The organism is Lysobacter terrae (genome assembly GCF_054782215.1).
The window spans coordinates 178,090-203,265 of the sequence record NZ_BAAGSX010000003.1; the positions used below are offsets into that span (position 1 = coordinate 178,090).

Annotated in this window: 18 protein-coding genes; 3 read left to right on the top strand and 15 right to left on the bottom strand. The window is 63.1% G+C overall.

What is annotated here, in order from left to right; translation table 11 throughout:
* Window positions 1–20: 20 nt before the first annotated feature.
* Together ACYVJ8_RS10050 and ACYVJ8_RS10055 are read left to right on the top strand one after the other, a co-directional pair.
* Window positions 21–767, top strand: a complete 747-nt coding sequence (locus ACYVJ8_RS10050) for an electron transfer flavoprotein subunit beta/FixA family protein (RefSeq protein WP_460711914.1) — start codon at window positions 21–23, stop codon at window positions 765–767.
* A complete protein-coding gene (locus ACYVJ8_RS10055; RefSeq protein ID WP_460711916.1) occupies window positions 767–1,711 on the top strand; it encodes an electron transfer flavoprotein subunit alpha/FixB family protein in 945 nt (314 codons plus the stop codon). Before ACYVJ8_RS10050 ends, ACYVJ8_RS10055 begins: the two co-directional genes overlap by 1 nt.
* Window positions 1,712–1,775: 64 nt before the next feature.
* On the opposite strand, the gene ACYVJ8_RS10060 is transcribed toward ACYVJ8_RS10055, so the two are convergent.
* The 15 genes from ACYVJ8_RS10060 to ACYVJ8_RS10130 form a co-directional block, all read right to left on the bottom strand.
* Window positions 1,776–4,172, bottom strand: coding sequence for an FG-GAP-like repeat-containing protein (locus ACYVJ8_RS10060; RefSeq protein ID WP_460711918.1), 2,397 nt, complete (start codon window positions 4,170–4,172; stop codon window positions 1,776–1,778).
* A 414-nt stretch (window positions 4,173–4,586) separates the two neighbouring features.
* Window positions 4,587–6,887 (bottom strand): FG-GAP-like repeat-containing protein, encoded by a 2,301-nt coding sequence (locus ACYVJ8_RS10065; protein ID WP_460711920.1) that lies wholly within the window; start codon window positions 6,885–6,887, stop codon window positions 4,587–4,589.
* Between the two features lie 63 nt (window positions 6,888–6,950).
* A complete protein-coding gene (locus tag ACYVJ8_RS10070; protein WP_460711922.1) occupies window positions 6,951–7,511 on the bottom strand; it encodes a D-glycero-alpha-D-manno-heptose-1,7-bisphosphate 7-phosphatase in 561 nt (186 codons plus the stop codon).
* Window positions 7,508–8,197 (bottom strand): nucleotidyltransferase family protein, encoded by a 690-nt coding sequence (locus tag ACYVJ8_RS10075; RefSeq protein ID WP_460711924.1) that lies wholly within the window; start codon window positions 8,195–8,197, stop codon window positions 7,508–7,510. Before ACYVJ8_RS10075 ends, ACYVJ8_RS10070 begins: the two co-directional genes overlap by 4 nt.
* On the bottom strand, window positions 8,197–8,781 hold the full coding sequence (locus tag ACYVJ8_RS10080; RefSeq protein WP_460711926.1) for a D-sedoheptulose 7-phosphate isomerase: 585 nt from the start codon (window positions 8,779–8,781) through the stop codon (window positions 8,197–8,199). The genes ACYVJ8_RS10075 and ACYVJ8_RS10080 overlap by 1 nt, the downstream gene beginning before the upstream one ends.
* Complete coding sequence (locus tag ACYVJ8_RS10085; protein WP_460711928.1) at window positions 8,778–9,806, bottom strand: GHMP family kinase ATP-binding protein; 1,029 nt, start codon at window positions 9,804–9,806, stop codon at window positions 8,778–8,780. The genes ACYVJ8_RS10080 and ACYVJ8_RS10085 overlap by 4 nt, the downstream gene beginning before the upstream one ends.
* 12 nt (window positions 9,807–9,818) lie before the next feature.
* Entirely contained in the window at window positions 9,819–10,523 is a 705-nt protein-coding gene (locus tag ACYVJ8_RS10090) for a methyltransferase domain-containing protein (protein WP_460711930.1), read from the bottom strand.
* Between the two features lie 98 nt (window positions 10,524–10,621).
* Window positions 10,622–11,641, bottom strand: coding sequence for an FG-GAP repeat domain-containing protein (locus ACYVJ8_RS10095; protein ID WP_460711932.1), 1,020 nt, complete (start codon window positions 11,639–11,641; stop codon window positions 10,622–10,624).
* A gap of 40 nt (window positions 11,642–11,681) precedes the next feature.
* On the bottom strand, window positions 11,682–16,946 hold the full coding sequence (locus ACYVJ8_RS10100; RefSeq protein WP_460711934.1) for a glycosyltransferase: 5,265 nt from the start codon (window positions 16,944–16,946) through the stop codon (window positions 11,682–11,684).
* A complete protein-coding gene (locus ACYVJ8_RS10105; protein ID WP_460711936.1) occupies window positions 16,939–18,339 on the bottom strand; it encodes an ABC transporter ATP-binding protein in 1,401 nt (466 codons plus the stop codon). The genes ACYVJ8_RS10100 and ACYVJ8_RS10105 overlap by 8 nt, the downstream gene beginning before the upstream one ends.
* Window positions 18,329–19,159, bottom strand: coding sequence for an ABC transporter permease (locus ACYVJ8_RS10110; protein WP_460711938.1), 831 nt, complete (start codon window positions 19,157–19,159; stop codon window positions 18,329–18,331). Before ACYVJ8_RS10110 ends, ACYVJ8_RS10105 begins: the two co-directional genes overlap by 11 nt.
* A 76-nt stretch (window positions 19,160–19,235) precedes the next feature.
* Entirely contained in the window at window positions 19,236–20,414 is a 1,179-nt protein-coding gene (locus tag ACYVJ8_RS10115) for a cystathionine gamma-synthase (RefSeq protein ID WP_460711940.1), read from the bottom strand.
* A 76-nt stretch (window positions 20,415–20,490) separates the two neighbouring features.
* The gene (locus ACYVJ8_RS10120; RefSeq protein WP_460711942.1) at window positions 20,491–21,867 is read right to left on the bottom strand and encodes a pyridoxal-phosphate dependent enzyme; all 1,377 of its coding nucleotides are present in this window, start codon (window positions 21,865–21,867) and stop codon (window positions 20,491–20,493) included.
* Window positions 21,868–22,088: 221 nt separating this feature from the next.
* Entirely contained in the window at window positions 22,089–22,304 is a 216-nt protein-coding gene (locus ACYVJ8_RS10125) for a YdcH family protein (protein WP_460711944.1), read from the bottom strand.
* 368 nt (window positions 22,305–22,672) lie between these two features.
* Window positions 22,673–23,854, bottom strand: coding sequence for a DUF4398 domain-containing protein (locus ACYVJ8_RS10130; RefSeq protein ID WP_460711946.1), 1,182 nt, complete (start codon window positions 23,852–23,854; stop codon window positions 22,673–22,675).
* Window positions 23,855–24,001: 147 nt separating this feature from the next.
* Between ACYVJ8_RS10130 and ACYVJ8_RS10135 the strand changes: the two genes are divergently transcribed.
* Window positions 24,002–25,117 carry a PilT/PilU family type 4a pilus ATPase gene (locus ACYVJ8_RS10135; RefSeq protein WP_460711948.1) on the top strand — a complete coding sequence of 372 codons (1,116 nt, stop codon included), beginning with the start codon at window positions 24,002–24,004 and terminating at the stop codon, window positions 25,115–25,117.
* Window positions 25,118–25,176: the final 59 nt, after the last annotated feature.

The window sequence follows — 25,176 nt, forward strand, 5'->3', positions numbered from 1 at the left end:
CCCACAGGAACTCCCAGACGATGAAGATCCTCGTCGGCTACAAGCGCGTGGTGGACTTCAATGTCCGCATCCAGGTCAAGCCGGACGGCTCCGGCGTGGTCACCGACGGCGTCAAGCTGTCGGCCAATCCGTTCGACGAAATCGCCCTCGAAGAGGCCCTGCGCCTGCGCGACAAGGGCATCGCCACCGAGGTCGTGGTCGCCACGATCGCCCCGGCCGATGCCCAGGCGCACCTGCGCAACGGCCTGGCCATGGGCGCCAACCGCGCCATCCACGTCGTCAGCGACCAGCCCATCCAGCCCCTGACCGCGGCCCGCACCCTGCTCAAGCTGATCGAGAAGGAGCAGCCGGACCTGGTCATCCTCGGCAAGCAGGCCATCGACGACGACGCCAACCAGACTGGCCAGATGCTGGCCACGCTGTGGGGCCGTCCGCAGGCGACCTTCGCTTCCAAGCTCGAAGTCGCCAACGGCAAGGCCACGGTGACCCGCGAAGTCGACGCCGGCCTGGAAACGCTGGAAGTCGATCTCCCCGCCGTCGTAACCACCGACCTGCGCCTCAACGAGCCGCGCTTCATCAAGCTGCCGGACATCATGAAGGCGAAGAGCAAGCCGCTGGAAACGATCGCCTTCGCCGACCTCGGCGTCGACACCGGCGATACGTTGAAGACCACGCATTACGCCGCGCCGGGCAAGCGCAGCAAGGGCGTGATGGTGAAGGACGCGGCCGAACTGGTCGCCGCACTCAAGGCCAAGGGGTTGCTGTAATGAGCAAGGTACTCATCGTCGCCGAACATCTGGACGGCAAGCTCAACGCGTCCACCGCCAAGTGCGTGTCCGCCGCGCAGGCGTTGAAGCCCGACTCCATCGACATCCTGGTGCTGGCCGCGGACCCCGCGGGCATCGCCGCCCAAGCCGCGCAGATCGCCGGCGTGGCCAAGGTGCTCACCGTGGCCAACGCCGCCAATGCGAATGCCATCGCGCAGGTGCTCGCGCCGCAGGTCGCCAAGGCCGCGGCAGGCTACTCGCACGTGTTCGGCCCCTCGACCACGTTTGGCAAGGACCTGATGCCGTGCGTCGCCGCGCTGCTCGGCGTCGCGCAGGTATCCGACGTGATGGCGGTGGAAGGCAGCCATACCTTCAAGCGCCCGATCTACGCCGGCAACGCGATCATCACGGTTGATGCGCTCACCGATCACGCCGTGGTCGCCACGGTGCGCACCGCATCGTGGCCGGAAGCCGCGCGTGGCGGCAGCGCTGCCGTGGAAGTGATCACGGTCGACGCCGCATTGCCGACGCATACCCGTTACGTCGGCCTCGCCGCCGGCAAGTCAGACCGCCCCGATCTGCAGTCCGCACGTCGCGTCGTCTCCGGCGGCCGCGGTGTCGGCTCGGCGGAGAACTTTAAGATCATCTACGACCTAGCCGACAAGCTCGGCGCCGCCGTCGGTGCCTCGCGCGCCGCGGTCGATGCCGGCTACGTGCCGAACGAAATGCAGGTCGGTCAGACCGGCAAGATCATCGCGCCGGAGCTGTATATCGCCGTCGGCATTTCCGGTGCGATCCAGCATCTGACCGGCATCAAGGACGCCGGCACGATCGTGGCGATCAACAAGGATGGCGATGCGCCGATCTTCGAGATTGCGGATATCGGACTGGTGGGCGACCTGTTCCAGCTTCTGCCTGCGCTCGAAGCTGCCCTGGCGTCTTGACCGCAACCAGGCACGCCTCGCTTCGTAATCGAAGCGAGGCGTGGACTGCACTACCGTTACGACCTCAGTTGCTTCTGCCGAGGAGCGCCCAGTCGGCGCCATAACTGGCAACGTACTGTCCGTCGAAAGTCCCGTCCCCGTTGCTGCGCCACAAGTAAGTCGTGTGGTTGGTCCTGTTGGCCCAGACGATGTCGTCGCGGTTGTCGCCATCGAAGTCGCCCAGCGCCGAAATGCCGTAATCGATGCCGACGGAGTAGCTCCCCGATCCGATCGGCGATGAGCCGCTCATCAACCAGTACGCCATCAGGCCCTGCGCCCGCTCCTCCCACAGCACGTCCGACTTGCCATCGCCATTGAGGTCGGCGGTACCCACGATGCCCCAGCTGGGCGCGTAGCTCGCGACATAGGCGCCGTCGAAAGTGCCGTCTCCGCGACTGCGCCAGGAGAACAGGTCACCGGTCGTGTTCGACCACAGCAGATCGCCGCGACCGTCGCCATCGAAATCGCCCGTCGTGACGATGCGATACGCGGTGCCGACCGAGTACACGCCGGACGCCGTCACGGCAGATCCGTTCATCCACCAGTACGCCCACATACCCTGCGCCCTGTCTTCCCAGACCAGATCCGATTTGCCGTCGCCGTTCAGATCGGCCGTGGCCACGATGCTCCAGTTGCCGCCGTAGGCCGCCACGTACTGACTATCGAACGTGCCGTCGCCGCGGCTGCGCCACAGGAACAGAGTGTGATTGAGCGTGTTGGCCCAGAGGATGTCGCCGCGGCCGTCGCCATCGAAATCGCCCGTCGCCGAAATGCGGTACGGCGTACCGATCGAATACACGCCCGACCCGATGGGCGCCGCACCGCTCATCCACCAATACGCCATCCAGCTCTGCGCGTAATTTTCCCAAATCAGGTCGGACTTGCCGTCCCCATTGAGATCCACGCTGGCCTGGAGCGGAGACGCCTGGGTTCGGAACGTCGCAACGATCGGCATCGTTGCGTTCATGCTGCGCGCATTGTCAGCCTGGTCCACCGTGCCGCAGGGCGCGCCGCCACAGGCTGAAATGCGCGGATTGGAGAAGAGCTTGTACCGGGTCTGGCTGATTCGCCGGACGGACATGATGGTGGCGATATCGGCCGCCGTGCCATCGGTGCTGTAACCGAACGAATACGGGTGACGGCCGTACTCTTCGGGATCGAGCAGGTTGCCGTCGCTGTTGGAATCATTGGTCCCACTTGCGGTGACCACGTCGTGCTGCTGACCCATGTTATGGCCCAGTTCGTGCGCAAGATGGAGATCAGGACAGGTGGCGCCGTTGTCGGGGAACATATCGCCGCTGCTGTCGTTGACTACCGAGGTACCGAACGCAGCGTTGCTGGAGTCGCTCGCGGTCTGACCACCGCCCAGTACCCACGCCACGCCGCAGCTGGTACTGGAGGTCTCGAACTTGCGGACCAGTACGAGCAGATCCGCGCCGTAGGTTTCCCGCGCCGCGACCAGCGGCTGCAACGCGGCCGGAACCGCCGCCGGAGTGCAGTCCCACCGCCCGAAGCTCCGGTAATGCGCGCCCGTGGCCGACTCCGTGCAACTCACGCCGGTGAGATCGAACAAGGTCGTGCCGTTGTTCGTACCGTCCGGATAGTCCACTTGGATCGCCCGCACGAGCCGGATCCGCCCGTCGATGCCACTATTCAGGTACGCCTGGTTCGCGCTGTCCACCAGGAAATTCAATCGGGTCATGGCCTGGGATTCGCCCCCCAGGCGCGTCGCGAATCCCGTGGTGTAGCCGACGGCGATATCGACTGTCGCCGACGCCACCGCCTGGGCTGCTGCGGTCGCGGGGATCTGCTCAGCCTGAACGCTCGCAGCCCGAATGGGATCCCGCCCACTCGCTGCCATCGGCAGGCTTGCCGGGATCATGAAGTCATCATCATTCACGGCGGGCCCGCTGGTAGCGACTCGGCTGCGATCGGTCTCGACCAGCCAGGTCGAGCCGGCCTCGGTGGTCAGGCTGAGATCGGCATTGCCCTGGCGGATCGTGCCGAACACGGCCTTCTCGCCGAAGGTCAACAAAGTTTCCGTTCCCGGCGCACCTCCCTCCTCGCGCCCGACCCACGTCCAGTTGCCATCCGGATGCTCCACATGGCGCTCGTAGCGCAGGTGGATGGTCTGGCCATTGGGTGCGCGTACGTCCATGCCGCCGGCGGCGATGGCACGCAAGGCATGCTCCTCGCTGATCTGCACTGGCATCCAGGTCGAAGCACCGGAGTGACGCACTTGCCGTTCGCGATCGTAGGCCAGCAACTCACCGCGGTCCGGATAGGACGCAATGGAAGATGCGGCCTTGGGCAGCCGGAGCGAGGCGGCCGCGCTCGCGGCCCCAGACGCTTCCGGGTGAACCACGCTACCCAGGTTCGTACTCAGACGACCTGCTGCAAGGGGCAGGCCGATGACCAACATTGCAGCGACAACGTAAACAGACGCGCGCATACCGATACCCCCCGTATAGGCCTTCCCGTGACCTGTACCTGTAATACGCATTGCCGTCGTTACAAGCGGCCACGTTGGGCGAAATTCGCCAAAGGAGGGCCCTTTTCTTCACGCGTTGCTTACAGGAACAGCAAATACGTCACGTTGAATCGAGCCTACGGCTCCGCGCCCGACGCAACGACTGAGGGGCAGCATCGTCAAGGCCGCACCGTGAAAGCGCCGCGATGGGAGGGGCCTTGCGGCGATATCGGCTTCCCTCGACTGAGGAGGGCTGCACATCATCCGGCACAAACCGCAGGCGGGTGCCCGGCTCCCGGATGGGCATGGCCCGCCACCTGCTGGCGGGCCAATGGCCTGTCATTGCGACAGGCCGTCTTAGCGTACTTAGTCGCCCTTTCTGACCGGCGCCCAGCCCGTTGCGTAGCTGGCTACGTATTGGCCATCGAAATTGCCGTCGCCGCGGCTGCGCCACAGGTGAAGCGTGTTGTTGGTGCTGTTGGCCCAGAGAATGTCTCCGCGGCCATCACCGTCGAAGTCGCCCAGTGACGCAATGCTGTAGGCGGTGCCGACGGCGAAGTTCCCGGATCCGGTCACCGACGCGCCGTTCATCCACCAATACGCCATCAACCCTTGCGTGCGCTCTTCCCAGAGCAGATCCGACTTGCCGTCTCCGTTGAGATCGGCCGTGCCGGCAATGCCCCATGTGGGCGCATAGCTGGCGACGTACTGACCGTCGAATGTGCCGTCTCCGCGACTACGCCAGGAGTACAGGGTGTTGTTGACCGTGTTGGCCCACAAGATATCGCCGCGACCGTCGCCATCGAAGTCGCCCGTCGCAAAGATGCGATAGGCAGTACCCACCGAATAAACACCGGACGCCGTGGCTGTCGCACCGTTCATCCACCAGTACGCCATCATGCCCTGGGTCCGATCTTCCCATAGCAGGTCGGACTTGCCGTCACCATTCAGATCGGCCGTGCCAGCGATGCTCCAGTTCGAGGCGTAGCTCGCCACATACTGGCTGTCGAACGTGCCATCGCCACGACTGCGCCACAGATACAGCGTGTTGTTGACGGTATTCGCCCAGAGGATGTCCGCGCGCCCGTCGCCGTCGAAATCGCCCGTCGCCGTGATCCGGTAAGGCGTACCGACGGAATAGACGCCACTGCCAATGGGCGCGGCGCCGCTCATCCACCAATAGGCCATCGAACCCTGCGCCACGTTCTCCCAGATCAGGTCGGACTTTCCATCGCCGTTGAGGTCATTGCGCACGCGACCCGCGAGCGGAACCACCTGCGCGCGGAAGGTCGCAATGATCGGCATGGTCTGGCCCATGCTGCGGACGTTGTCCGCGGCATTGGCGACGCCCGTCGGCCGACCGGCGTAGGTCACGTTGGGATTGGCGAAATAGCGGATCGAGAACTGGCTGCTACTGGCAAGGCGATAAGCCATCACGGTGTAGAAACCATCGGTCGCGGCTTCGCGATAGCCATAGGAATAGCTGTGCGCGCCCGGCGAGCCACCCGCATCCTCGGTGTTGTGCGCCTGCCCCATGTTGTGGCCAAGCTCGTGCGCCAGGGTTTCTTCGCGGCAGAAGTAGGTCTTGTTGTCGGTTTCGTTGAGGTCCTGGCCATCGCTGACGACCGAGTACGCAAACGGCGCATCGCTCGCATCGATGGACTGCAGGTCGCCGCCGATCAGCCATGCGATGCCGCACCCGTTGTTCTGCGGGGTTTGGAACTTACGCACCAGCGAAACCAGATCCGCACCGGACTGGTCGCGCGCGGCGCGCAGGGCCGTGAAAGCCGGATCGACGGGAATCGAACCCGTACCCGACTCGTAACCGGTCAGCTTGGAGAGTGCGTCGCCGTTGTCGGTGGCATCGGCGTAGTTGACCTGCACGGTCTGCACGAGCCGGATGCGGGCGGTGATCTGGCTGTTCGCGTACGCCTGGTTCGTCGTGTCGACCAGATTCTGCATACGCGTCACCGCCTGGGAACTGCCACCCAGGCTGTTGGCAAGCCCGGTGGTATAGCCCAGAACGACGTCGACCGTCGTGGCGGCGGAAGCCCCCACCGCTTCGGCCTGCGCCCCCGCAGCGATTTTCTGCTTGGCCGCGGCAGAGGCGAGGCTGGGCGGAATCAGGAAGTCCTCGCTGCGGTCGGAGACTGCGACCTTGCGAAGATTCGTCTCGACCAGCCAGGCGCGACCGGCGGCCATGGTGACCTTCAGCTGCTTGTCACCCGTAGTGATCGTACCGAACACGGCCTTCGGACCGAATGTGAGGACGACATCGGCGCCGTCCGCATTCCGACCGATCCAGCTCCAATTACCGTTGGAGTGTTCGACATGGTTTTCGTAACGCAGCCGCAGCGTTTCACCATCGGGCGCCGGAATGACCAGTTCGCCCGAGGCGATGGCATTGAGCGCGTGGTCCTCGCTGAGTTGCACGGGATACCAGGTGGCGGCATCCGAGCGCGCGACCTTGCGGCTACGGTCGTATGCGAGCAACGCGCCACGGTCCGCCAGAGTGGCGAACGCCGACGCATGGCCCAGCGAGGGCGATGCAACAGCTTGGCGCCCAACGGCGCCAGCGGCATCGCGCCGGGCGACAGAGGTGCTTTGATCCTGCCCGCAGCTCGCAGCGAGCAGTGCGAGGGCAATGAGTCCGGTACGTTTGAACATCTGGGCGAATCCCCTGAAAAACTTGGCCACAGCTGTGGCGATCGTAGCCGCCCGCCGGGCAGGTCACAACTTGAGATAGGCCTTGACCTGCTCGAGTGAAGACACCACGGCAGTGGCTTTGACGGGGTCCTGCCCCTCAATGGGCGCCTCAGCGCTAAGAAGCAGGAGATTGCAGCCAACACCCGCTGAATGCCCAGCGAGGATGTCGCTCTCCTTGTCCCCGACAAGGACGGATTCGCTGAGGGAAATGGCCAGTTCATCTGCGGCCCGAAGGATCATTCCCGGATGCGGCTTTCTGCAAGCGGAATCCAATTTGTATCGCCCTACCCCATGTTCCGGATGGAATGGCGAGAAATAGACCCTATCAAGGGGGGCACCCTCGCGCTGGAACCGCTCGCACATTTTCTCGGTCAGGGCGTGGAAATCGGCTTCCGTATAAAAGCCGCGGGCGATTCCCGCCTGATTGGTGACGACGACCAGGAGATAACCCTGCTGCTTCGCGAACCGGCAAAGATCGAAGATTCCGTCGACGAATTCGAAATCCTCCCAGCGGTGCGTATACCCGGCATCGTGATTGATGACGCCATCGCGATCGAGGAACAAAGCTCGATTTGCACCGCTCATGAAATGCCGGCCAGCCTGGTCTGGGCGAGAACGAAATCGTCCGGAGTTCCGATATCGATGAATTCGCCCCGTGTGGTGAAGACCGAATACGGTCGGAGCAACACGTCTTCGGAAAGAAAATCCAGCTCCAGCGAAAAGGCCGCGCCGTTCGGGTAGGAATCCAGCAGCGTGGGCGGGAATACATAGCACCCCGCGTTGATCAGGCCGGGACCGACATCGCCTTTTTCCCTGAACCCTCGGATCTGTCCGTTGTCGACATCGAGCCTGCCATAACGACTGGTGTCATCCAGATATCGCCCGACGATCAGCGGCTGATGGTGGCGCTCCCATACCTTCTCGACTTCATCGACCTCCAAGTCCAGGTAGGTGTCGCCATTGAAGACGTAGACATGATCCTCACGGCAATTCGCCAGTGCCCTGCGAATCGCACCGCCTGTTCCAAGGGGCTGCGCCTCGACCTCGTACGCCAGCGCCATGCCGGCGAACGTCGAGCCGAAGTGGTCGGTGATGCGATCTGCGAGATAACCCACCGACAGTACGACGCGCTCGAACCTCTTGGCCGCCAACCGCGACAGCAGGATTTCGAGGAAGGGCCGGCCTGCAACCTGCGCCATGGGCTTGGGCACATCGGGCACGAGATGGCGTAGCCGCGTACCGAACCCACCGGCAAGAACTACAGCCTCCATCACACCGACTTCCCGAAAAACGCGTTCTCGATCAGACCCGTCAGCGTGTGCCCCAGAAGCAGGTGACCTTCCTGGATCTTGGGAGTGTCGGCCGAAGGCACCTCCAGCAGGACGTCGCACAGCTCGCACATCGTCCCTTTACGATTGCCGGTAAGCCCGATCGAAATGAGCCCACGCTCACGGGCCTCCTTCAGCGCCGCCACGATATTCGGGGAACTTCCGGACGTGGAATAGGCAATGAAGACATCTCCCTTCCTACCCAGCGCCTGGATCTGGCGTGCGAAAAGCCGTTCGTACCCGTAATCGTTGCCGATAGCCGTCAGGATCGAAGTATCGGTAGTCAGCGCTATCGCCGGCAGTCCGGGCCGATCGAACATGAAGCGGCTGACGAACTCGGCCGCGATGTGCTGGGCATCGGCAGCGCTTCCGCCATTGCCCGCCAGTAGCAATTTTCCATCGCCTTGCAAGGCCCGCATGCAGACCTTTGCGGCCTCTTCGACCGCAGCGATCAGGCGTTCATCGCGCCGGATTTGCTCCATCAGACGACACGACTGTTCGATCTGATCCAGCACGTAACTGTTCATGGGACTCTCCAAGCCTGCGTTCCGTTCTTTGTGAAATGGCAGTTACTCACCTGCCCTTCGAATCCTTCCAGGGCGCGAATGACGTTCATGCGCTTGTCGGCCGACACAAAGAACATCATGAAGCCGCCGCCACCGGCGCCGGAGACCTTGCCCGCCAGGGCTCCCGCATCGGTAGCCGCGTTGTAGATCGACTCGATGTGAGGCGTCGAAACGGTCTTCGCCGTGCGCTTCTTGTTCTCCCATCCCAGCCGCATCGAGTCGACGATGCCGGAGAAGTCGCCGCGCAGCAGGCATTCCTTCATGCTCAACGCTTCCTGCTTCAGCGCATGCATGGCTTCGATGGTGTTGTGGTTGCCCGACTGCAGATTCGCGCTCTGGTCGGAGATGATCCTGGCGGACTCGCGGGAGACGCCGGAATAGAACAGCACCAGCGACGCCTCCAATTCGCAGAGTATCCAGTTCTTGATTCTCAAGGGGTTCACCACGACGCGATCGTCGCTGTAGAACTCCATGAAGTTGAAGCCGCCGAAGGTCGCAGAATACTGATCCTGCTTGCCCCCCTTCAGCCCGCAATCGACACGCTCGATCTTGTAGGCAAGGCGCGCAATCGTGTGATCGTCGAGCGGCAGGTTCAAGAGCTCCACGAACGCCCGAATCATCGTCACGACCAGAGTCGATGACGACCCCAGGCCGGAGCCGGCGGGAGCATCGCAGAAGGTACTGAGCTCCAACGCGATCGGCCTGCCACCGTTGTAGGTGGAGATCATCTCGTTGTAGACCGCCTTGTGCAGATCGAGCACGCCGTCCAACGGCAGATGGGGCGCCAACTCGGTGCTCACCGACCGCTGTTGGTCCGTGGAATTGAAACGCACCGTGTCCGAATCGAGAGTCTTGATTACCGCATAGGCATAACGATCGATGGTTGCATTCAGGACATAGCCGCCGAACTCATCGCAGTAAGGGGAAACGTCCGTCCCCCCGCCCGCGAGGCCCAGACGCAATGGTGCGCGCGCTCGAATGATCATGCTTGCGGACCCTTACAGCGGCGTATCGTCGGTAAAGGGCGGACTGACCTGATTTGTTTCCTTGAGCGTCTTGAGATCGTTTCGATATTGATTCAGATGCACGCGCAATTCTCGCTCGGGCGACTGCTCGGTACGCTGCCAGCGCCCGCCGGCAGCCACTTCTGCCGCGGGACGCTTGCGGACGATCAGCTCGATTCCGCATTCGCCCACCGGCGTGAGCGTCTGATCGTATCTGGGCAAAGCGAAACGGTAGGTGGCCGAGAGCTGCTCCAGCCTGACCAATTCAGCGGCCTCTCCGAGCTCACGGACGATGTCGATCAGATTGATGGATTTTTCGCTCCAGGAGCGGGCCTTGTACGTCGTGAAGGTCCATTTGTGGTCGCGATTGAACGTGCTGGGGAACACGCCCTGCTCGTACAGATCCTCGTCGGGGACCGTGACGATCAGATATCCGCCTGGCCGCAAGACGCGGAACCAGTTCTTGATGCCGTCACGCGGATCGACCAGATGTTCCAGGCAATGGCTGCTGTGTACGAAGTCGAAGTGGCCATCGGACACGCTTTGGAGGAACTGCGCATCACCGTCTTCCCAGTCCCAGGTGCGAACGGAGTCCATCCGGCTGAACAGCTCTTTGTAGATCGACAGCGGATCAGGCTTTCCCCCGATATCGAGGCCCGCGCCCACGAAGTAGCGGTTGGTGAAATTCGGGTCCGACATGCGTCGCATGATTGACTTACTGCACTCTTTCATTACATCTCCACATCAAACTAGTGTCCTACGGAGCGTCCGCCAACGATGGCTGCCGCCGCTGTTCCTTAGTGCGTTTCGCGAGACGGCGCGATATTGCGCAGTACGGACCATTCCGCGGCGGCGGGCGGAAGAGCCAGATCGTTGATGCCACCATCCTTGCCGAAGATCCAGGCGCCGACGTTGCCGCTGCTTGCCTCGCGCCATACGAGATCGGCGATGCCATTGCCGTCCAAGTCCGCGGCCTGAACCAGGGACCAGCCCGCCGGCACGGGGCGAGCGACAGGAAGGCTCGTCGCCGGATCGCCGGACCGCCAGATCACGAGTTGGCCGCCTTTGTCCTGCCACAGCAGATCCGCATTCGCATCGGCGTCGAAACGTCCCGCAGCGATGAGGTTCCATTGTTCGCCGCCGCCGGGCTTGGTAGCTGAGGAACGCAGGCTCGTGCCGTCCATGTACCAGAATGCGACGAGCTCATCGTTGCGCCAAAGCAGGTCCTGCTTGCCGTCGCCGTTGAAGTCGGCCGTCGACACCAGTTCCCAACCGGTCCCCACGTTTCCTACGACGGCGCGCTCGCCGACCTCGCCATCGGCCATCAACCAGACCGCGACCTGGCCGTCGTTGGCGAGCCAGATGGCATCCGCATACCCATCTCCATTGACGTCAGCGAACGCCGCAATCCTCCACTCTGCGCTCGCGGGCGGGAGTTCCTTCGTCGAAGGCGTGGGATTGCCCGCGGCAATGCGCCACAACCTCACTTCGCCGGTGCCCGGGTTTTGCCAGACCGCCAGGTCGTCGCCCGACCAACCACGGGCCACATACGCAACAGGACTCCAGGGCGACTCTACGGACCACAGCGATTCGGGCTGCGCCGAACCGCCGTTGATGCGCCAGATCTGATTGCCGCCGCCCTGGTCGTGCCAGAGAAGGGATTCGGCTTTGGATGTGAGTGGCTTGCTAGTGGGCTCTGGTGCGGCCGTGGGTGCCTTCGGCGCCTCCGCACCGGTCTGCGCCGGCTTTCGCCAGACCAGCCACCCGCCCACCGCGATAACGGCGACGACAACCATGCTTGCAGCGATCTTGTTCATCAATCCTTGTTCCTAGCGTTGACGCCAAATGGCTCATCGTTCAATTCAGTGGCTTACGCGCCATGCAAATGAGCTGCTCGCCGCCCAGATAAGCCAGGTCCCGCGACCAATAGAAGAGCAGCTCGACGTTTTCAAAGCCGACTTGACGCAGTTGTTCCAGTACTTCCTTGCTGAAGTACTGGAAGCAAAGAGCGCCGTTCTCCGGATCCACCGGATTACCGTGGTACTCGGGTTCCATGAGGTGAACGATCTCGCCGGTGGCATCCAAGTGCGCGCGGACGATATTCCGATCCACCAGATGCCGGTGTTCATCGAATGCGAAGGGCGCCGCCCAAAGCAAAGTTCCACCGGGGCGAAGAATGCGGAAGCATTCGCTGAAGGCGGCAACCGGGTCTGGCACGTGCTCCAGCACGTCGAACGAAAGCACATGGTCGAACGACCCGCTTTCCCAGGTGAGGGCCATGAGGTCCTCATTGCGCAGCCCATTGAGCTCCTGCCCCGGGGGCACCTTGTCGCCCAGGTACTCGCTTCCGCGGGTGTTGGGATAGTGCTGCTTCAGCCAACGGTAGAGCGGCGTCGTCTGTTCGGAAATGTAGATATCCGCGTCGGGTCGCGGACGCATCCTCGTATCCAGTACATGGATCGCTGCGCGAATCCGATTGATGAATCCACACTGCACGCAGTCCAGGTGCTCGCGCCAGTTCGGAATGGGCTGACCGTCCGCCGTTGTTTCATAGGCGTACATGAAGCTGCAGTTGAACGAGGACGGCTGATTGCAGACGGCGCAGAAGCCATCCACAAGGAAGCCGTCCTGATCCCGCCTGATCAGCGCGAGTTCGACGTCGGCCCGGCGCGCGTATTCGCCACCCAGACCGTTGAAGTAGGTTTCATATTCCTCTGCGCTGCCGACACTCACGGCCGGAAACGCCTGAACGCTCTTGGTATCCACGTGGTCCATGAACGCCTTGATGCGATCGAACCCGGCTGCCACCGAGTACGTGCGCGTGACGTACTCCAGGCCTTGGGTGCTGAGCCGCTCCCATAGCGCGGGATCGGTGTAAAGCCGTACGACTTCCTTGGCGAACTGATCCGGATCGTCCGCCACCAGCACCTGGGACTCGTGCTCCAGCCCCATGCCCTCCACCGCGATGGTGGTCGCTACGGACGGGACGCCAAAACTGAGGCTGGTACCGAGCTTGCCCTTGATGCCGGCGCCATAGCGCAGCGGTGCGATGCTCAATCGGATCTGATTGAACCAGGGCGCAAGGTCGTCCACGTAACCGACCACATTCACTCCGGGCAGACTGCCCAGCGCTTCCACCTCGGCAGGCGGGCTGCTTCCGAGCAGATGGCACCTTGCATCGGGAAGGTGCTGGCGCACCTTCGGCCAAATGTTTTCACAGAAGTAGACCACCGCATCCACATTCGGGATATGCGGGAATCCGCCGATGAAGAGCAGGTCCTTGCGCTCGGAATAACCCTGCGCGCGACCAGGGATGTCCACGAACATCAGGGGAACGAGGTGAACACTCGCGCCGGGCAGCTCGGCGGCGAGCACGGCCAGCTCATGATCGCTCATGACGATGCTGTGATCGCAGCGCGAGATGACGCTCAGCTCACGCTCCTTCCACGCGAGCGCGGCAGCCATCTTTTCGGCGGACTCTTCGATCTCGGCCTCGCGGATGTGCCGCAGATAGTGCAGATCGGAGGTATTGAGAATGATCTGGGCCTGGGGCGCATAGCGGCGCAGGTCATCGATATAGAGATCCGCGATGGGTGCCCGGCAAAGGAACGCAAAGTCGTACTCGCGGCCGTGCGCCGCCAGGTGAGCCTGCATGGAGCCGACTTGCTCCGCGTGGAGGCAGCGAACGCCAAGGTGCTGCACCTGCTTCGTGTAATCGCCGAGCTCCTCCAGATCGCTGGGAATGAAGGTCACGTCGTAGCCCAGGTCGACGTAGATCTTCATCAAATAGAACGCGGTGATCGACCCTGCATCCCGATCCGGACGCGGGGTAGACCAGTCTACGAACAGCAGGCGCTTGGCGGGGCCCACCACCGCGATCGGCGCCGGTTCGGACAGTGCGCGAGCGAACGGCCGAGCGGTCCTATGCGGATAAATCAGATTCAACTGACGAATGGTGCTGCTGACCAACGGCATGCCGCCGCGACGGTAGATGTCGATGGCCTTCCTGCCCATCGAAAGCCACCCGCCGGAATGAACCCGTGCGCGCCCGAGCGTGGTCAGCAGTCCACTGATGCGTGATTGCAGGCGACTCGACCCGACCACCTTCCTATCGAGCCGCGACGGGACCGCTCGAACGACCGGCCGCACCACGACCGCTGCGGCGGGAGCGGCTTGTTCCGTGCGCGTTTCCTGCGCCTGCTGCGGCGTGTGCAGGTTCACGCCGGACGAGCCGTTCCAGCTGAACGCATAGGGCAGCTTCGAGTAGTGCTCATGGCGATTTGCGAATACGCGCGAACGGTACTCGTCGAGCAGCAGCTTCATGTCGCCGATGTTGTGCACCGTCAGCTGCCAGCTGTGGCGGGAGAACACCGATTCGTCGTCGAGCTTGTTGCCGCTGAAATGCACGAAGCGGAGCGGGCCCGAACCGGCCAGCCATCCGCTCTCCGTCTTCGAGATCTTGCGCTGCTGGAGGTTCCAATAGGCGACGTTGTAGCCGGGGTGATGAAGGATCCGGGCTTGCGGAATGTACGACGGAAGAAGATCCGCCCACTTCTGGTCCACGAACAACCCGCGCGGCAAGTCGATGACGCACTCGGTTTCCAACCTGCGTCCCCACCAGCGCACGATCTCCAGTGTTCGCTCGCTGCGACGCAATGCAAGGAACCCAAGGTTGTAAACACCAAGTTGGAGCATCTTGATGTCGTCGACCTCAACCCCTTCCGCCGGGTTGAGAACATGGGGCGTCAGCACGGCCTGCGCGCCGTCCGCCAGCATGGACTCGAGCTCGAGCATCGGCCCGACCACGAGAATATCGGGATCGAGATAGACGACATTCTCTGCATCCGTCCGCGTGAACAGGTACTCGAACACGAACGGCTTGATCGAGGTATTCAGCTCGGTGATGTTGTAGCGCTCGATCATCTCCGGAAGCTTCGGGATGCCCAGAGCGTCGATGTCGATGATGTCGAAGGGCTCGGCGGCGACATCGAGATAGCCGTCCACGCGATCGCAGAGCGCAACGTAGAACTTGCTGCCCGGGTGATGCTCCTGCACCGACTGGTACAGGGTGTGGGCATAGGCGAGGAAGTTCTTGGAACAGATGGTAAAGAATGTGAGCTTCACGCGAGACGTTGCATCCAAGGCTGCATTGTGGGTTGTGGCTCCGGCCTGCTGTCCAAGCAACGCCGCACCGGGACGCGCGGGCATTGGCTGCGGAAGTTTCGGCGTCGCATGGAAGAGCCGGCGGAAATAGCCCGGCAATTCGGATGGTTTGGTCGCAGTCAGCGCAGCCAGCGTCCAGGCGGCCCGGATAGGCGCCATGATTCGCCACGTGGTCGAAGCAAGAACGGCGGCCAATTTCGATTCCGCAAGGTCCGTGCTTCGCTGTAGCACTTGAAGCTCGACGGACAGTTCGTCGATCTGTACCTGTGCGGCATACAGCCGTTCTTCGCGCTGCGTGGCTTGTGCGGACAGCTCGTCGATCTGCACCCGTGCGGCATGCAGCCGTTCTTCGCGCTGCATGGCTTGTGCGGACAGCTCGTCGATCTGCACCTGTGCGGCATGCAGCCGTTCTTCGCGCTGCATGGCTTGTGCGGACAGCTCGTCGACCTGGACCTGCGCAGCCTGCAACCGTTCCTCGCGCTGCGAGAGGTCTGCGGTCAACTGTTCGATCTTCGCTGCCGCCGCCTCCGCGAGAACTTCCTGCGCACCGAGCTCTTCGGAAAGCGTAGAGATCCGGCCTAGCTGCTGGGCATTAAGATCGTCGAGTAGCGCTGCCCGCAAGCGACTTTCCTGGGCCAGCTCCGACAGCGCCTCGATCGACTGCGCACGGTTCTGGGCAAGCTCGCGGAGCGTGGCCACCTCGGCCCCGCGTTCTTCCAGGGTGCGGAGCGTTTCGGCCAACTTGGCTTCCGCCGAAGCGGCGTCAGCCAGCTGCGACTCCAGCGCTTCGCTGAGGCGGTGTCTCAGATCGCCCACCTCTGCCGCCCGGGCAGCAAGGTCTTGCTCCAGCGCGCCGATCTGCAGGCCGTACCGTGCACTACTGTCGGTCAGCGAGCGAATTCGGTCGCTTGCGTCCGCCATCGCCGCATGCGCGGAAGCTCGAGCGCGAACGGCATCTTCGAGCAAGGAAGAGCGCTTTGCATCTGGATGGTCTGCGAACGACTTGGCGCTGCGCATCTCCAGGTAATCGGAGATCGCGTCGACAGGCTGGCCGTTCCGACGAAATAGCTCCAGGACTTGGCGCTCGATGTGCTCGTAGAACTCCCGCTCATCGGGACGGAAATGTCCTTGATGGAGGCGGCAGTCGTCCAAGCGCACCTTGGGCAACCCGAGCTGATCCAACGCCAGCAGGGCTGGGGCCCGTGCGGCGACGTCTTCGGTCAGCGCATCCATATCGAGGATGAGATCGCATTCCCTGCGGCCGTTCATCCAGGCGTAGACCCAAAGGCCGAAGAACAAGTAATAGTGCTGATACGGGCTGATCGGCATGGCAACGGCAGAAGCGAACGCTTCCTGCAACGATTGCCCTGCTTCTTGAGGCTCGTACTCAGCGGCCCTCGCGACGGCTTCGAGCACCGCGGGAAGGCCAGGCTGGGCGTAGGTGACCTGCACCGTCGCGCCGATATAAGGATCGACCGTGTACGAAAACCACTGATCCCAGGGATTTCGCAGCAGGAAGATGTGGGCGCCGCCGTACTTCTTCTTGAGCCACTCGATCCGACCGAACGTCCGCGTGCATTGCAGGACAGGTCGCCCCTGCGCTCCGGCCAGCAGTACGTCGATGAACTTTTCCAGCGGGGGACAGTCGGCGCCGCTTTCAATGAAAAAGCGACGATAACTGTTGTCGATATCGAACGATTCGCGGATCTGCGGCAACAGGTGGGCGTACTCTTCGAAGTAGCCGCTCTGCAGGAAATCGTGACGGAGGAGCTTCTTGTAGTCCTCGGTTCGCTCCGCGTAGCTGCTCCAGGAGCGAGCCACGTCGCCGATCACTTCGTGGAAGGGCTCGTGGAAGGCGGCATACGGCCCAGCGCGCTTGATCACGCTGAAGAAGTAGGTGCTCCCTGCACGAAAAAGGGAGTGCACGAAGCAAGGCGCGATGGCGGATACCTTATCCATTGCTCGCAACCTGAGGCGGAATGACCTTGTCGACTTGCACGGTCGGCTCCAGGTTGGCGAAACCGCCAATGGAGACGCCATCCGGGTTGTAGCTGCGAATCAGCATTGCATCGATCCTTCGATCCAAATAGATCAACCCCTCTTCGACATCAGAAGCATGCACTCCGCAGGTCAGGTAAAAGATCCCGGGGCACAGATTGTTTTTTAGAGCAAACGTGACTTCCACGGAATCCCCAGGCGAATAAGCCTGGCGGGAGGGCCCCTGCCCGGCCGTATTTGTCCCGAATACGCAGACGCCCTCGCGATCGTTCAGCATCATGCCGAAGACCGGAGCCACGGCGCGCTGCAGGAACGTCACCCGATAACTGACGCGGAACTCCTGCCCCGCGGCAATGACGTTGATCGGACGTCCGCTCGCGGAACGGATCCCAAGGCCTTCAATTCTTGCCCTTCCGTCGCCGTAAGTCTCCTCGCTCGTGACGAGCAGGCTGGGATCATTGAGACCCGGCTCGTCGGCATCGTCCGTTTTTCCGGCATCCGCGATGGAAGTCGCGGCGGCCACCGGCTTGTCATCGGCACCCGAGCCAAACAGATCACGCTCGTAGGCGAGACAGACCGACTTCGCGTCACCCAGCATCTGCAGCTGTCCGCCTTTGAGATAGACGGCGCGACTGCACAGCTTGCGGACGGTTTCCGCATCGTGGCTCACGAACAACAGCGTGACGCCCCTGTCCACCATCTCCTGGATCCTGCGCATGCATTTGCGCTGGAATGCCGCATCGCCTACCGCCAGCGCCTCGTCGACCACGAGAATCTGTGGGTTTACGTTGATGATTACCGCGAACGCAAGCCTCACCACCATGCCGCTGGAGTAGTTCTTGATCGGCTGCTCGATGAAATCGCCGAGTTCGGCGAACTCGGCAATATCGTTGAACTTCGCGTCGATCTCGTCGTTGGAGAGGCCCAATACCGAGGCATTCAGGTACACGTTCTCCCGCCCGGTGAACTCCGGATTGAAGCCGGAGCCGAGCTCCAGCAGGGCGGCAACGCGCCCGAACGTTTCGATGCTTCCTTCCGAAGGGCTCAGGGTTCCGCAGATCATTTGCAGCAAGGTGGACTTGCCGGAACCGTTGCGTCCAACGATTCCCACCGTCTCTCCCCTCATGATCTCGAGGGAGATATCCCTTAGCGCCCAGAACTCGCGGAAATACTGCCGTCGCCACCCAAAGATCGAAGGCACGCGCGGTGCCAGGAACTGCTTGAGCCGATCGTGCGGCGCTTCATAGATCTGATAGCCCTTGCTGAGCCCTCGGACGAGGATCGCCGGTTCCCCTTTCGCATTCGGCGCCGCGCCAATCTCCGACGACGGAGGTGAGCCGTACTCAGATGACATCGGCAAACCCCTTTCGCGTCTTCTGGAACCACGCGTAGCCTGCCCAAGCCACCAACGTCGCAAGCACCGAGTAAATGATCAGACCGGAGAAGTCGGGGAGATGGCCCCAGATCAACACTTCCCGGGCCTGCTCGATGATGAACGTCAGCGGGTTCATCTGAATCAGCGGCTGGAATTCAACGGGGAGCGACTTGATCGGATAGAACACCGGCGAAAGGAACAGCATCACCGTCGTTACGATGACGATCACCTGTCCGATGTCGCGGATGAAAGCGCCCAGCGACGCGAAAATCCACGCCAGTCCAAGCGTCAACAGCATCAAAGGAAGGAAGATCAGCGGCAACAGGACGACCGTCCAGTTCAAGTAGCCGGTGGCCAGGGCGAACGCCGCGACCAGGACGAACAAGCTCACGAGGCTATGAAAAACGGCCGCGCCGAGGCTGACAACCGGAAGGATTTCCAGCGGGAAGATCACTCGCTTCACGAAGTTGCTGTTCGCGACGATGAGGGTGGGAGCTCGGTTGACCACCTCACTGAACAGACCATGCACTATGAGCCCGACGAAGAGCACCAAGGCGAATTGCGTCTTTGTTTCGTCCTGGGAGACACCCCATCGCGCCTTGAAAACGACCGAAAAGACGAAGGTATAGACGACCAGCATCAGTACCGGCGTCAGGAACGACCACAGCAACCCGAGCACGGAGCCCTTGTAGCGGCCCAGCACTTCGCGCTGCGTCATCTGCAGGACCAACTCCCGGTTACGCCACAGGCTCCTCGTGATCGAGAACAGCGACACTGGTTGCGGCGCATGAGGGTTCATGCGCGCACCAAGACAGCTCGCGTGTGGTTATCGGCGTCGCGGCCGTGCGTCGACACATGCATCGTGAGCCCCTTCGTCATTCCAGCCCGGAAAGCGCCGACTGGAGTGCGCTTTGGAGATCCGGGCAGCTTTCGACGCCCACGCTCAACCTGACCAGGTTGTCGGTAATCCCCAACGCGGCGCGGCGTTCGGCTGGGATGGAGGCGTGCGTCATCACTGCCGGGTGATTGATGAGGCTTTCCACTCCGCCCAGCGACTCCGCGATGGTGAACAGCTCGCTTCGTTCCATCATGCGGCGCGCGCCGTCGAGGCCGCCTTTGACGTAGATGCTGATCATTCCGCCAAAGCCATCCATCTGCCGCTTCGCCAACTCAAGCTGCGGATGCGACTTCAACCCCGGATAGATCACCTTCTCGATCGCCGGATGCGTCTCCAGCCACTCCGCCAGCGCCTGCGCATTCTCGCAGTGCGCCTTCATGCGCAGATGCAGCGTCTTCAAGCCGCGCAGGGCGAGGAAGCTGTCGAACGGACCCTGCACGCCGCCCACAGCGTTCTGCAGGAATGTCATCTTCTCGGCGAGTTCCGCATCGTCGCCCACGACCACGATGCCGCCGACCATGTCGGAGTGGCCATTGAGGTATTTGGTCGCCGAATGCATGACCAGGTGCGCGCCCAGTTCCAGGGGGCGCTGCAGGATGGGCGAGCTGAAGGTGTTGTCGACCGCGACGATCAGGCCGTGCTTGCGGGCGATCGCTGCGATCTGTTCGATGTCGACGAGTTTCAGCAGCGGGTTGGTCGGGGTTTCGATCCAGACCAGCTTGGTGTTCGGGCGGATCGCGGCTTCGAAGGCGGCAACGTCGCTGAGATCGACCCAGCTGAAATCGAGCCCGGCCGAGCGCCGGCGCACGCGTTCGAACAGGCGGTAGGTGCCGCCGTACACGTCGTCCATGGCAATGACGTGCGAACCGCTGTCGAACATCTCCAGCACGGTCGAGGTCGCCGCGAGTCCGGAAGCGAATGCGTAGCCCTGGGTGCCTCCTTCGAGGGCCGCGATGCAGCGCTCGTACGCGAAGCGGGTCGGATTGTGGCTGCGCGAGTACTCGAAGCCCTGATGCTCGCCGGGGCTACGTTGGGCGTAGGTCGACGTGGCATAGATCGGGGGCATCACCGCGCCGGTGCTCGGGTCGGGCGACTGCCCGCCGTGGATGGCAAGGGTACCCAGGCCGGGCTTGCCCTTCTTGCTGCTCTCAGTCATTTGCTTGGTTCCGGTCGCTGCCTTGCGGCCCCGGATTCTACCCATCCGAGGCTGAACAGGCTTGATTTTTCAGGGGTTACTGGACTCTACGGCGTAAGTAATTCAGCAGATCGATGCGGGTAATGAGCCCGACGAACCGCTCGCCATCCACGACGATCGCGACGTGTCCGCGATCGAACACGGGAAGCAGCGATTCGATCGTTGCGCGCACGTCCAGCTTGTCCAGCTTGCTCACCATCGCGGTCGAAACCGGATCGCGGAAGCGCGCTTCGTCGCCGTAGACGTGCAGGAGGACGTCGCTCTCATCGACGATGCCGACGATGTTGTCGCCTTCCATCACCGGAAGCTGGCTGACGTCGTACAGCTTCATGCGCTGCCAGGCGGTGACCAACAGATCGGTCGGCGCCACGACGATCGTGTCGCGTTTGGAGAACGGACGCGTGATCAGGTCGCGCAGGTCGCCGCTGGGCTCGCGATCGAGGAAGCCGTTGTCCAGCATCCAGTAGTCGTTGTACATCTTGGAGATGTACTTGTTGCCGGTATCCGGCACCAGGGTCAGGACTTTCTTCGGCGTGGTCTGTTCGCGGCAATACTTCAGTGCGGCGGCGAGCAACGTGCCGGTGGAGGATCCGCCAAGGATGCCTTCCTTCTCCAGCAGTTCGCGTGCGGTGAGGAAGCTCTCCTTGTCGCTGATCGCGTAGGCCTTCTTCACCCGGGTGAAGTCGGAAATCGGCGGCAGGAAGTCTTCGCCGATACCCTCCACCATCCAGCTCGCGGACTTTTCGACGATCGCGCCGCGGTTGATGTAGTCCTCGAGGATCGAGCCGATCGGGTCGGCCAGGATCAGCTCGGTATGTGGCGACTTCTCGGCAAAGCAGCGCGACAGGCCGGTCATCGTGCCGGAACTGCCGCAACCGAACACGATGGCATCGATGCCGCCGACTTCGGCCATCTGCGCGAGGATCTCCGGGCCGGTGCCGAACTCATGCGCGGCCGGATTGTCAGGATTGCCGAACTGGTTGATGAAGTACGCGCCGGGCGTTTCGCGGGCGATGCGCTCGGCCATGTCCTGGTAGTAGTCGGGATGGCCTTTGGCCACGTCCGAACGCGTGAGCACGACCTGCGCGCCCATCGCCTTGAGATTGAAGATCTTCTCGCGGCTCATCTTGTCGGGCACGACCAGGATCAGCTGATAGCCCTTCTGCTGCGCCACCAGAGCGAGGCCGATGCCGGTGTTGCCGGCGGTGCCTTCGACCAGGGTGTCGCCGGGCTTGATCTTCCCGGCCTTCTCCGCGGCCTCGATCATCGACAGGCCGATGCGGTCCTTGATGGAACCGCCGGGGTTCTGGGATTCGAGCTTGAAGTAGAGCTCGCAGACGCCGGTGTCGAGGCGGCGCGCCTTCACGATCGGGGTGCGGCCGATCAGCTCGAGAACGGAAGCGTGGATGGGCATGGGAATCCTGCGGCCGCGGACGGCGCGGCGTCGTCGGATTCTAGCGGGCGCCCATTGCATGGCGCAGTCTTGACTCGCGCCCGGCAGGATGCCCGACGCGGGCGGCGGCGATCCCGACGAGGAAGGCGCCGCCGCCCGCGTCAGAGGAGACGGTGGTGTGCGGTTGCCCCGCACTGCCGGCGAGCCCGGGGGCGCGCCGGCGGGTCCGACTTACCGGGTCGTCAGTGTCCCGCGTCGTACATGCGGACCAGGCGGTCCTTCGCAGCAAGCTTTTCGCGCTTCATCTGGTTGAGGGTGGCGTCGTCGATCGGCAACACGCCGAGCTCGGCGTCCATGACCTTCTTGTCCAGGTCGCGATGGCGCTGATAGAGCTGACGGAATTCGGGATTGGAGCGCATCAGCGCGTCGATTTCCTGCTGCGGTTGTTCTTCGAACATGGGTACCTCCTTCAACGATTGCCAGGTACAGGCGGCTTGGCGCCGGGGGACCCCGAACGCAAAAACGCCCCAGCCGTGAGACCGAGGCGTTGCGTCAGGTGTAGTGGGAGCCGGCCGGAATGGCGGCTCAGATTTCGAACGTCCAGCGGGCCCGCTTCATACAGGCCCGCCGCGACCACTTTTGTGGCGGCGGGTTCCTGCGAAAGGGGCGTCTGCGTCATAGGCCGGGCTCTCGACCAAGCGGCAAATGGGCCGCTCGGGTATCCGACGCTACTCCTGGCCGAGGGCCGCGGCAAGCGGCCGCGGACGAATGGTGCGCAGATTGCGACACGCACCCAAAAACAAATCTAAATATATGATTTAGCTTGTTATTTTGTCGTTACCACGACTTCGACGCGGGGCTTGGACTTGCCCGCCGCGCCGACCGCCGCACGAACCTGCTGCTTGGACGCTCCGGCCTTGATCAGGGCGTCGCGCACGGCTTCGACGCGGTGCTGGGCGAGCGCGGCCTTGGCGTCCACGCCCTCGATGCGGGCGGCGCTGCCGCTGGTGGCCTGCAGGTAGGCGGCCAGGGTGCGGACGCTGCTGGCGCCCTTTTCCGAAAGCGTGGCCTTGCCGGCCGCGAAGGCGTCGGCACCGAGCGTGAAGACCTCACCGCGCTCGTCCCATCGCGACGCCGGCAACTTGCCGCCGGCCACCAGTTCGGCCTCCTCGCGCGCCAGCTTGGCCTCGCGTTCGCGCGCTGCCTTGAGCTTGGCCGCCTGCACGTCGCTGACGCCGGCGATCGCCGCCTCGACGTCCTGCATCGCCGTTTCGTTCTGTGTGGCCTGCTGACGCAGGCGCTCGGTTTCCTCGGCCTGGATCTGCGCCTGCACGCGCAGCCGTTCGGCTTCGGCGCGCGCCGCCTCGGCATCGCGGCGGCTGGCCTCGATCAGCAGGTCCGAGCGTTCGCGATCCAACTGGTCGATGGCGCGGCGGGTCGCCTCCGTGCGCGCGGCGAGTTCGGCGATTTCTACGCGGCGCTGGGCCAGGTAATCGGCCGCATCTCGCTTGCGGCCGCGGGTCTTCGCCAGCCCATCGACCGCCTGCTGTGCGCGCAGCCGTTCGAAGGCGGCGTACGGCGCCAGCTGCGCATCGGCCGCCAGCGCCTGCAAGCGGATGGCGAGCTCGCCCACCGGCGCCGCTTCATTGTCGAGCGGACTGGCCGGGCCGGCGGCAGCATCGACCTGCAGGCGCTGGCGCAGGTCGGCGATTTCCGAGCGCCGGTGCGCGAGCTCGGTACGCGTCTGCGCCGCACGGCTGCGTTCGTAGGCCAGGTCGCCATCGGCCGCCGCGGCCAGGGCCAGCGCCAGAGCGTCCTTGTTCTTGCGGTCCGTCATGGCCGCCTGCGCCTGCGTCAGCTCGCTGCGGGCCGTTGCCATTTCCTGGGCGGCGTACTGGTCGGCGTCTGCGCTGTCGGCGCGGCTGACGGCCTGCTGCGCCGCAGTCAGCTCGGCCGTGGGCGGCGGCGCCGCCAGTGCCGGCAAAGCCGAAGCGAGAACCAGTGCCACCGTAACGTTGCGGATTTGTGCGAAGCTTGGGGTCATTGGGGGATGCCGTGGCGACCGGGAATGGGTGTAACTTCGGCGCGGCCATTGTCGGAAGCTCGCGGTGCGCTTGCAATGCGTACCGCCATTGAACATTGAGGGTATGTACACATGGACATCGGCTACTTCCTGAAGCTGATGACGGAGAAGAACGCGTCGGACATGTTCCTGACCACCGGCGCCCCCGTGTACATCAAGGTCGAGGGCAAGCTGTACCCGCTAGGCAACACCGGCCTGCCTGCAGGCATGGTGAAGAAGATCGCCTACTCGCTGATGGACGAGGGCCAGGTGCCCATGTTCGAGCGCGACCTCGAGTTGAACATGGCGCTGGCCATTCCGGAAGCGGGTCGCTTCCGCGTGAACGTGTTCAAGCAGCGCGGCGAAGTCGGCATGGTCATCCGCGCCATCCGCAGCGTCATTCCGTCGATCGAAGAGCTGCAGCTGCCACAGGTGCTCAAGGACATCATCATGGCCCCGCGCGGCCTGGTGCTGATCGTGGGCTCCACCGGTTCGGGCAAGTCGACCACGCTGGCGGCGATGATCGACCACCGCAACACCCATACCTCGGGTCACATCCTGACCATCGAGGACCCGATCGAATACCTGCACAAGCACAAGAAATCGATCGTCAACCAGCGCGAAGTCGGCCTGGATACCCACGCCTTCCACAACGCGCTGAAGAACGCGATGCGTGAAGCGCCCGACGTCATCCTGATCGGCGAAATCCTCGACGCGACCACGATGGAAGCGGCGATCGCCTTCGCCGAAACCGGCCACCTGTGCCTGGCGACGCTGCACTCGAACAACGCCGACCAGACGCTGGAGCGCATCCTCAACTTCTTCCACGAGTCGGCGCACAAGAACGTGCTGATGAACCTCGCGCTCAATCTGCGCGCGGTGATTTCGCAGCGCCTCGTGGTCGGTGTCGACGGCCGCCGCCTGCCGGCGACCGAAGTGCTGATCAACACCCCGATGATCCGCGACCTGATGCGTCGCGGCCAGGTCCACGAGATCAAGCAGGCGATGGAGGGCTCCCTGCAGGAAGGCATGGAGAGCTTCGACCAGTGCCTGTTCCGCCTGTACAAGCAGGGCAAGGTCGAACGCGAGGAAGCGCTCAAGGCCGCCGACTCGCGCGACGGCCTGGATCTCAAGTTCCGCCTTTCCGAAGGTGGCACCGGCGAGCACGACCCCTACGCGGACGTGTTCGCCAGCAACTCGGCGGGTTGATCGGCTTTTCCGAGCGGGCTTCCGGGCGGCGCATGCCACCCGGGCAAGAATCTCTTCAG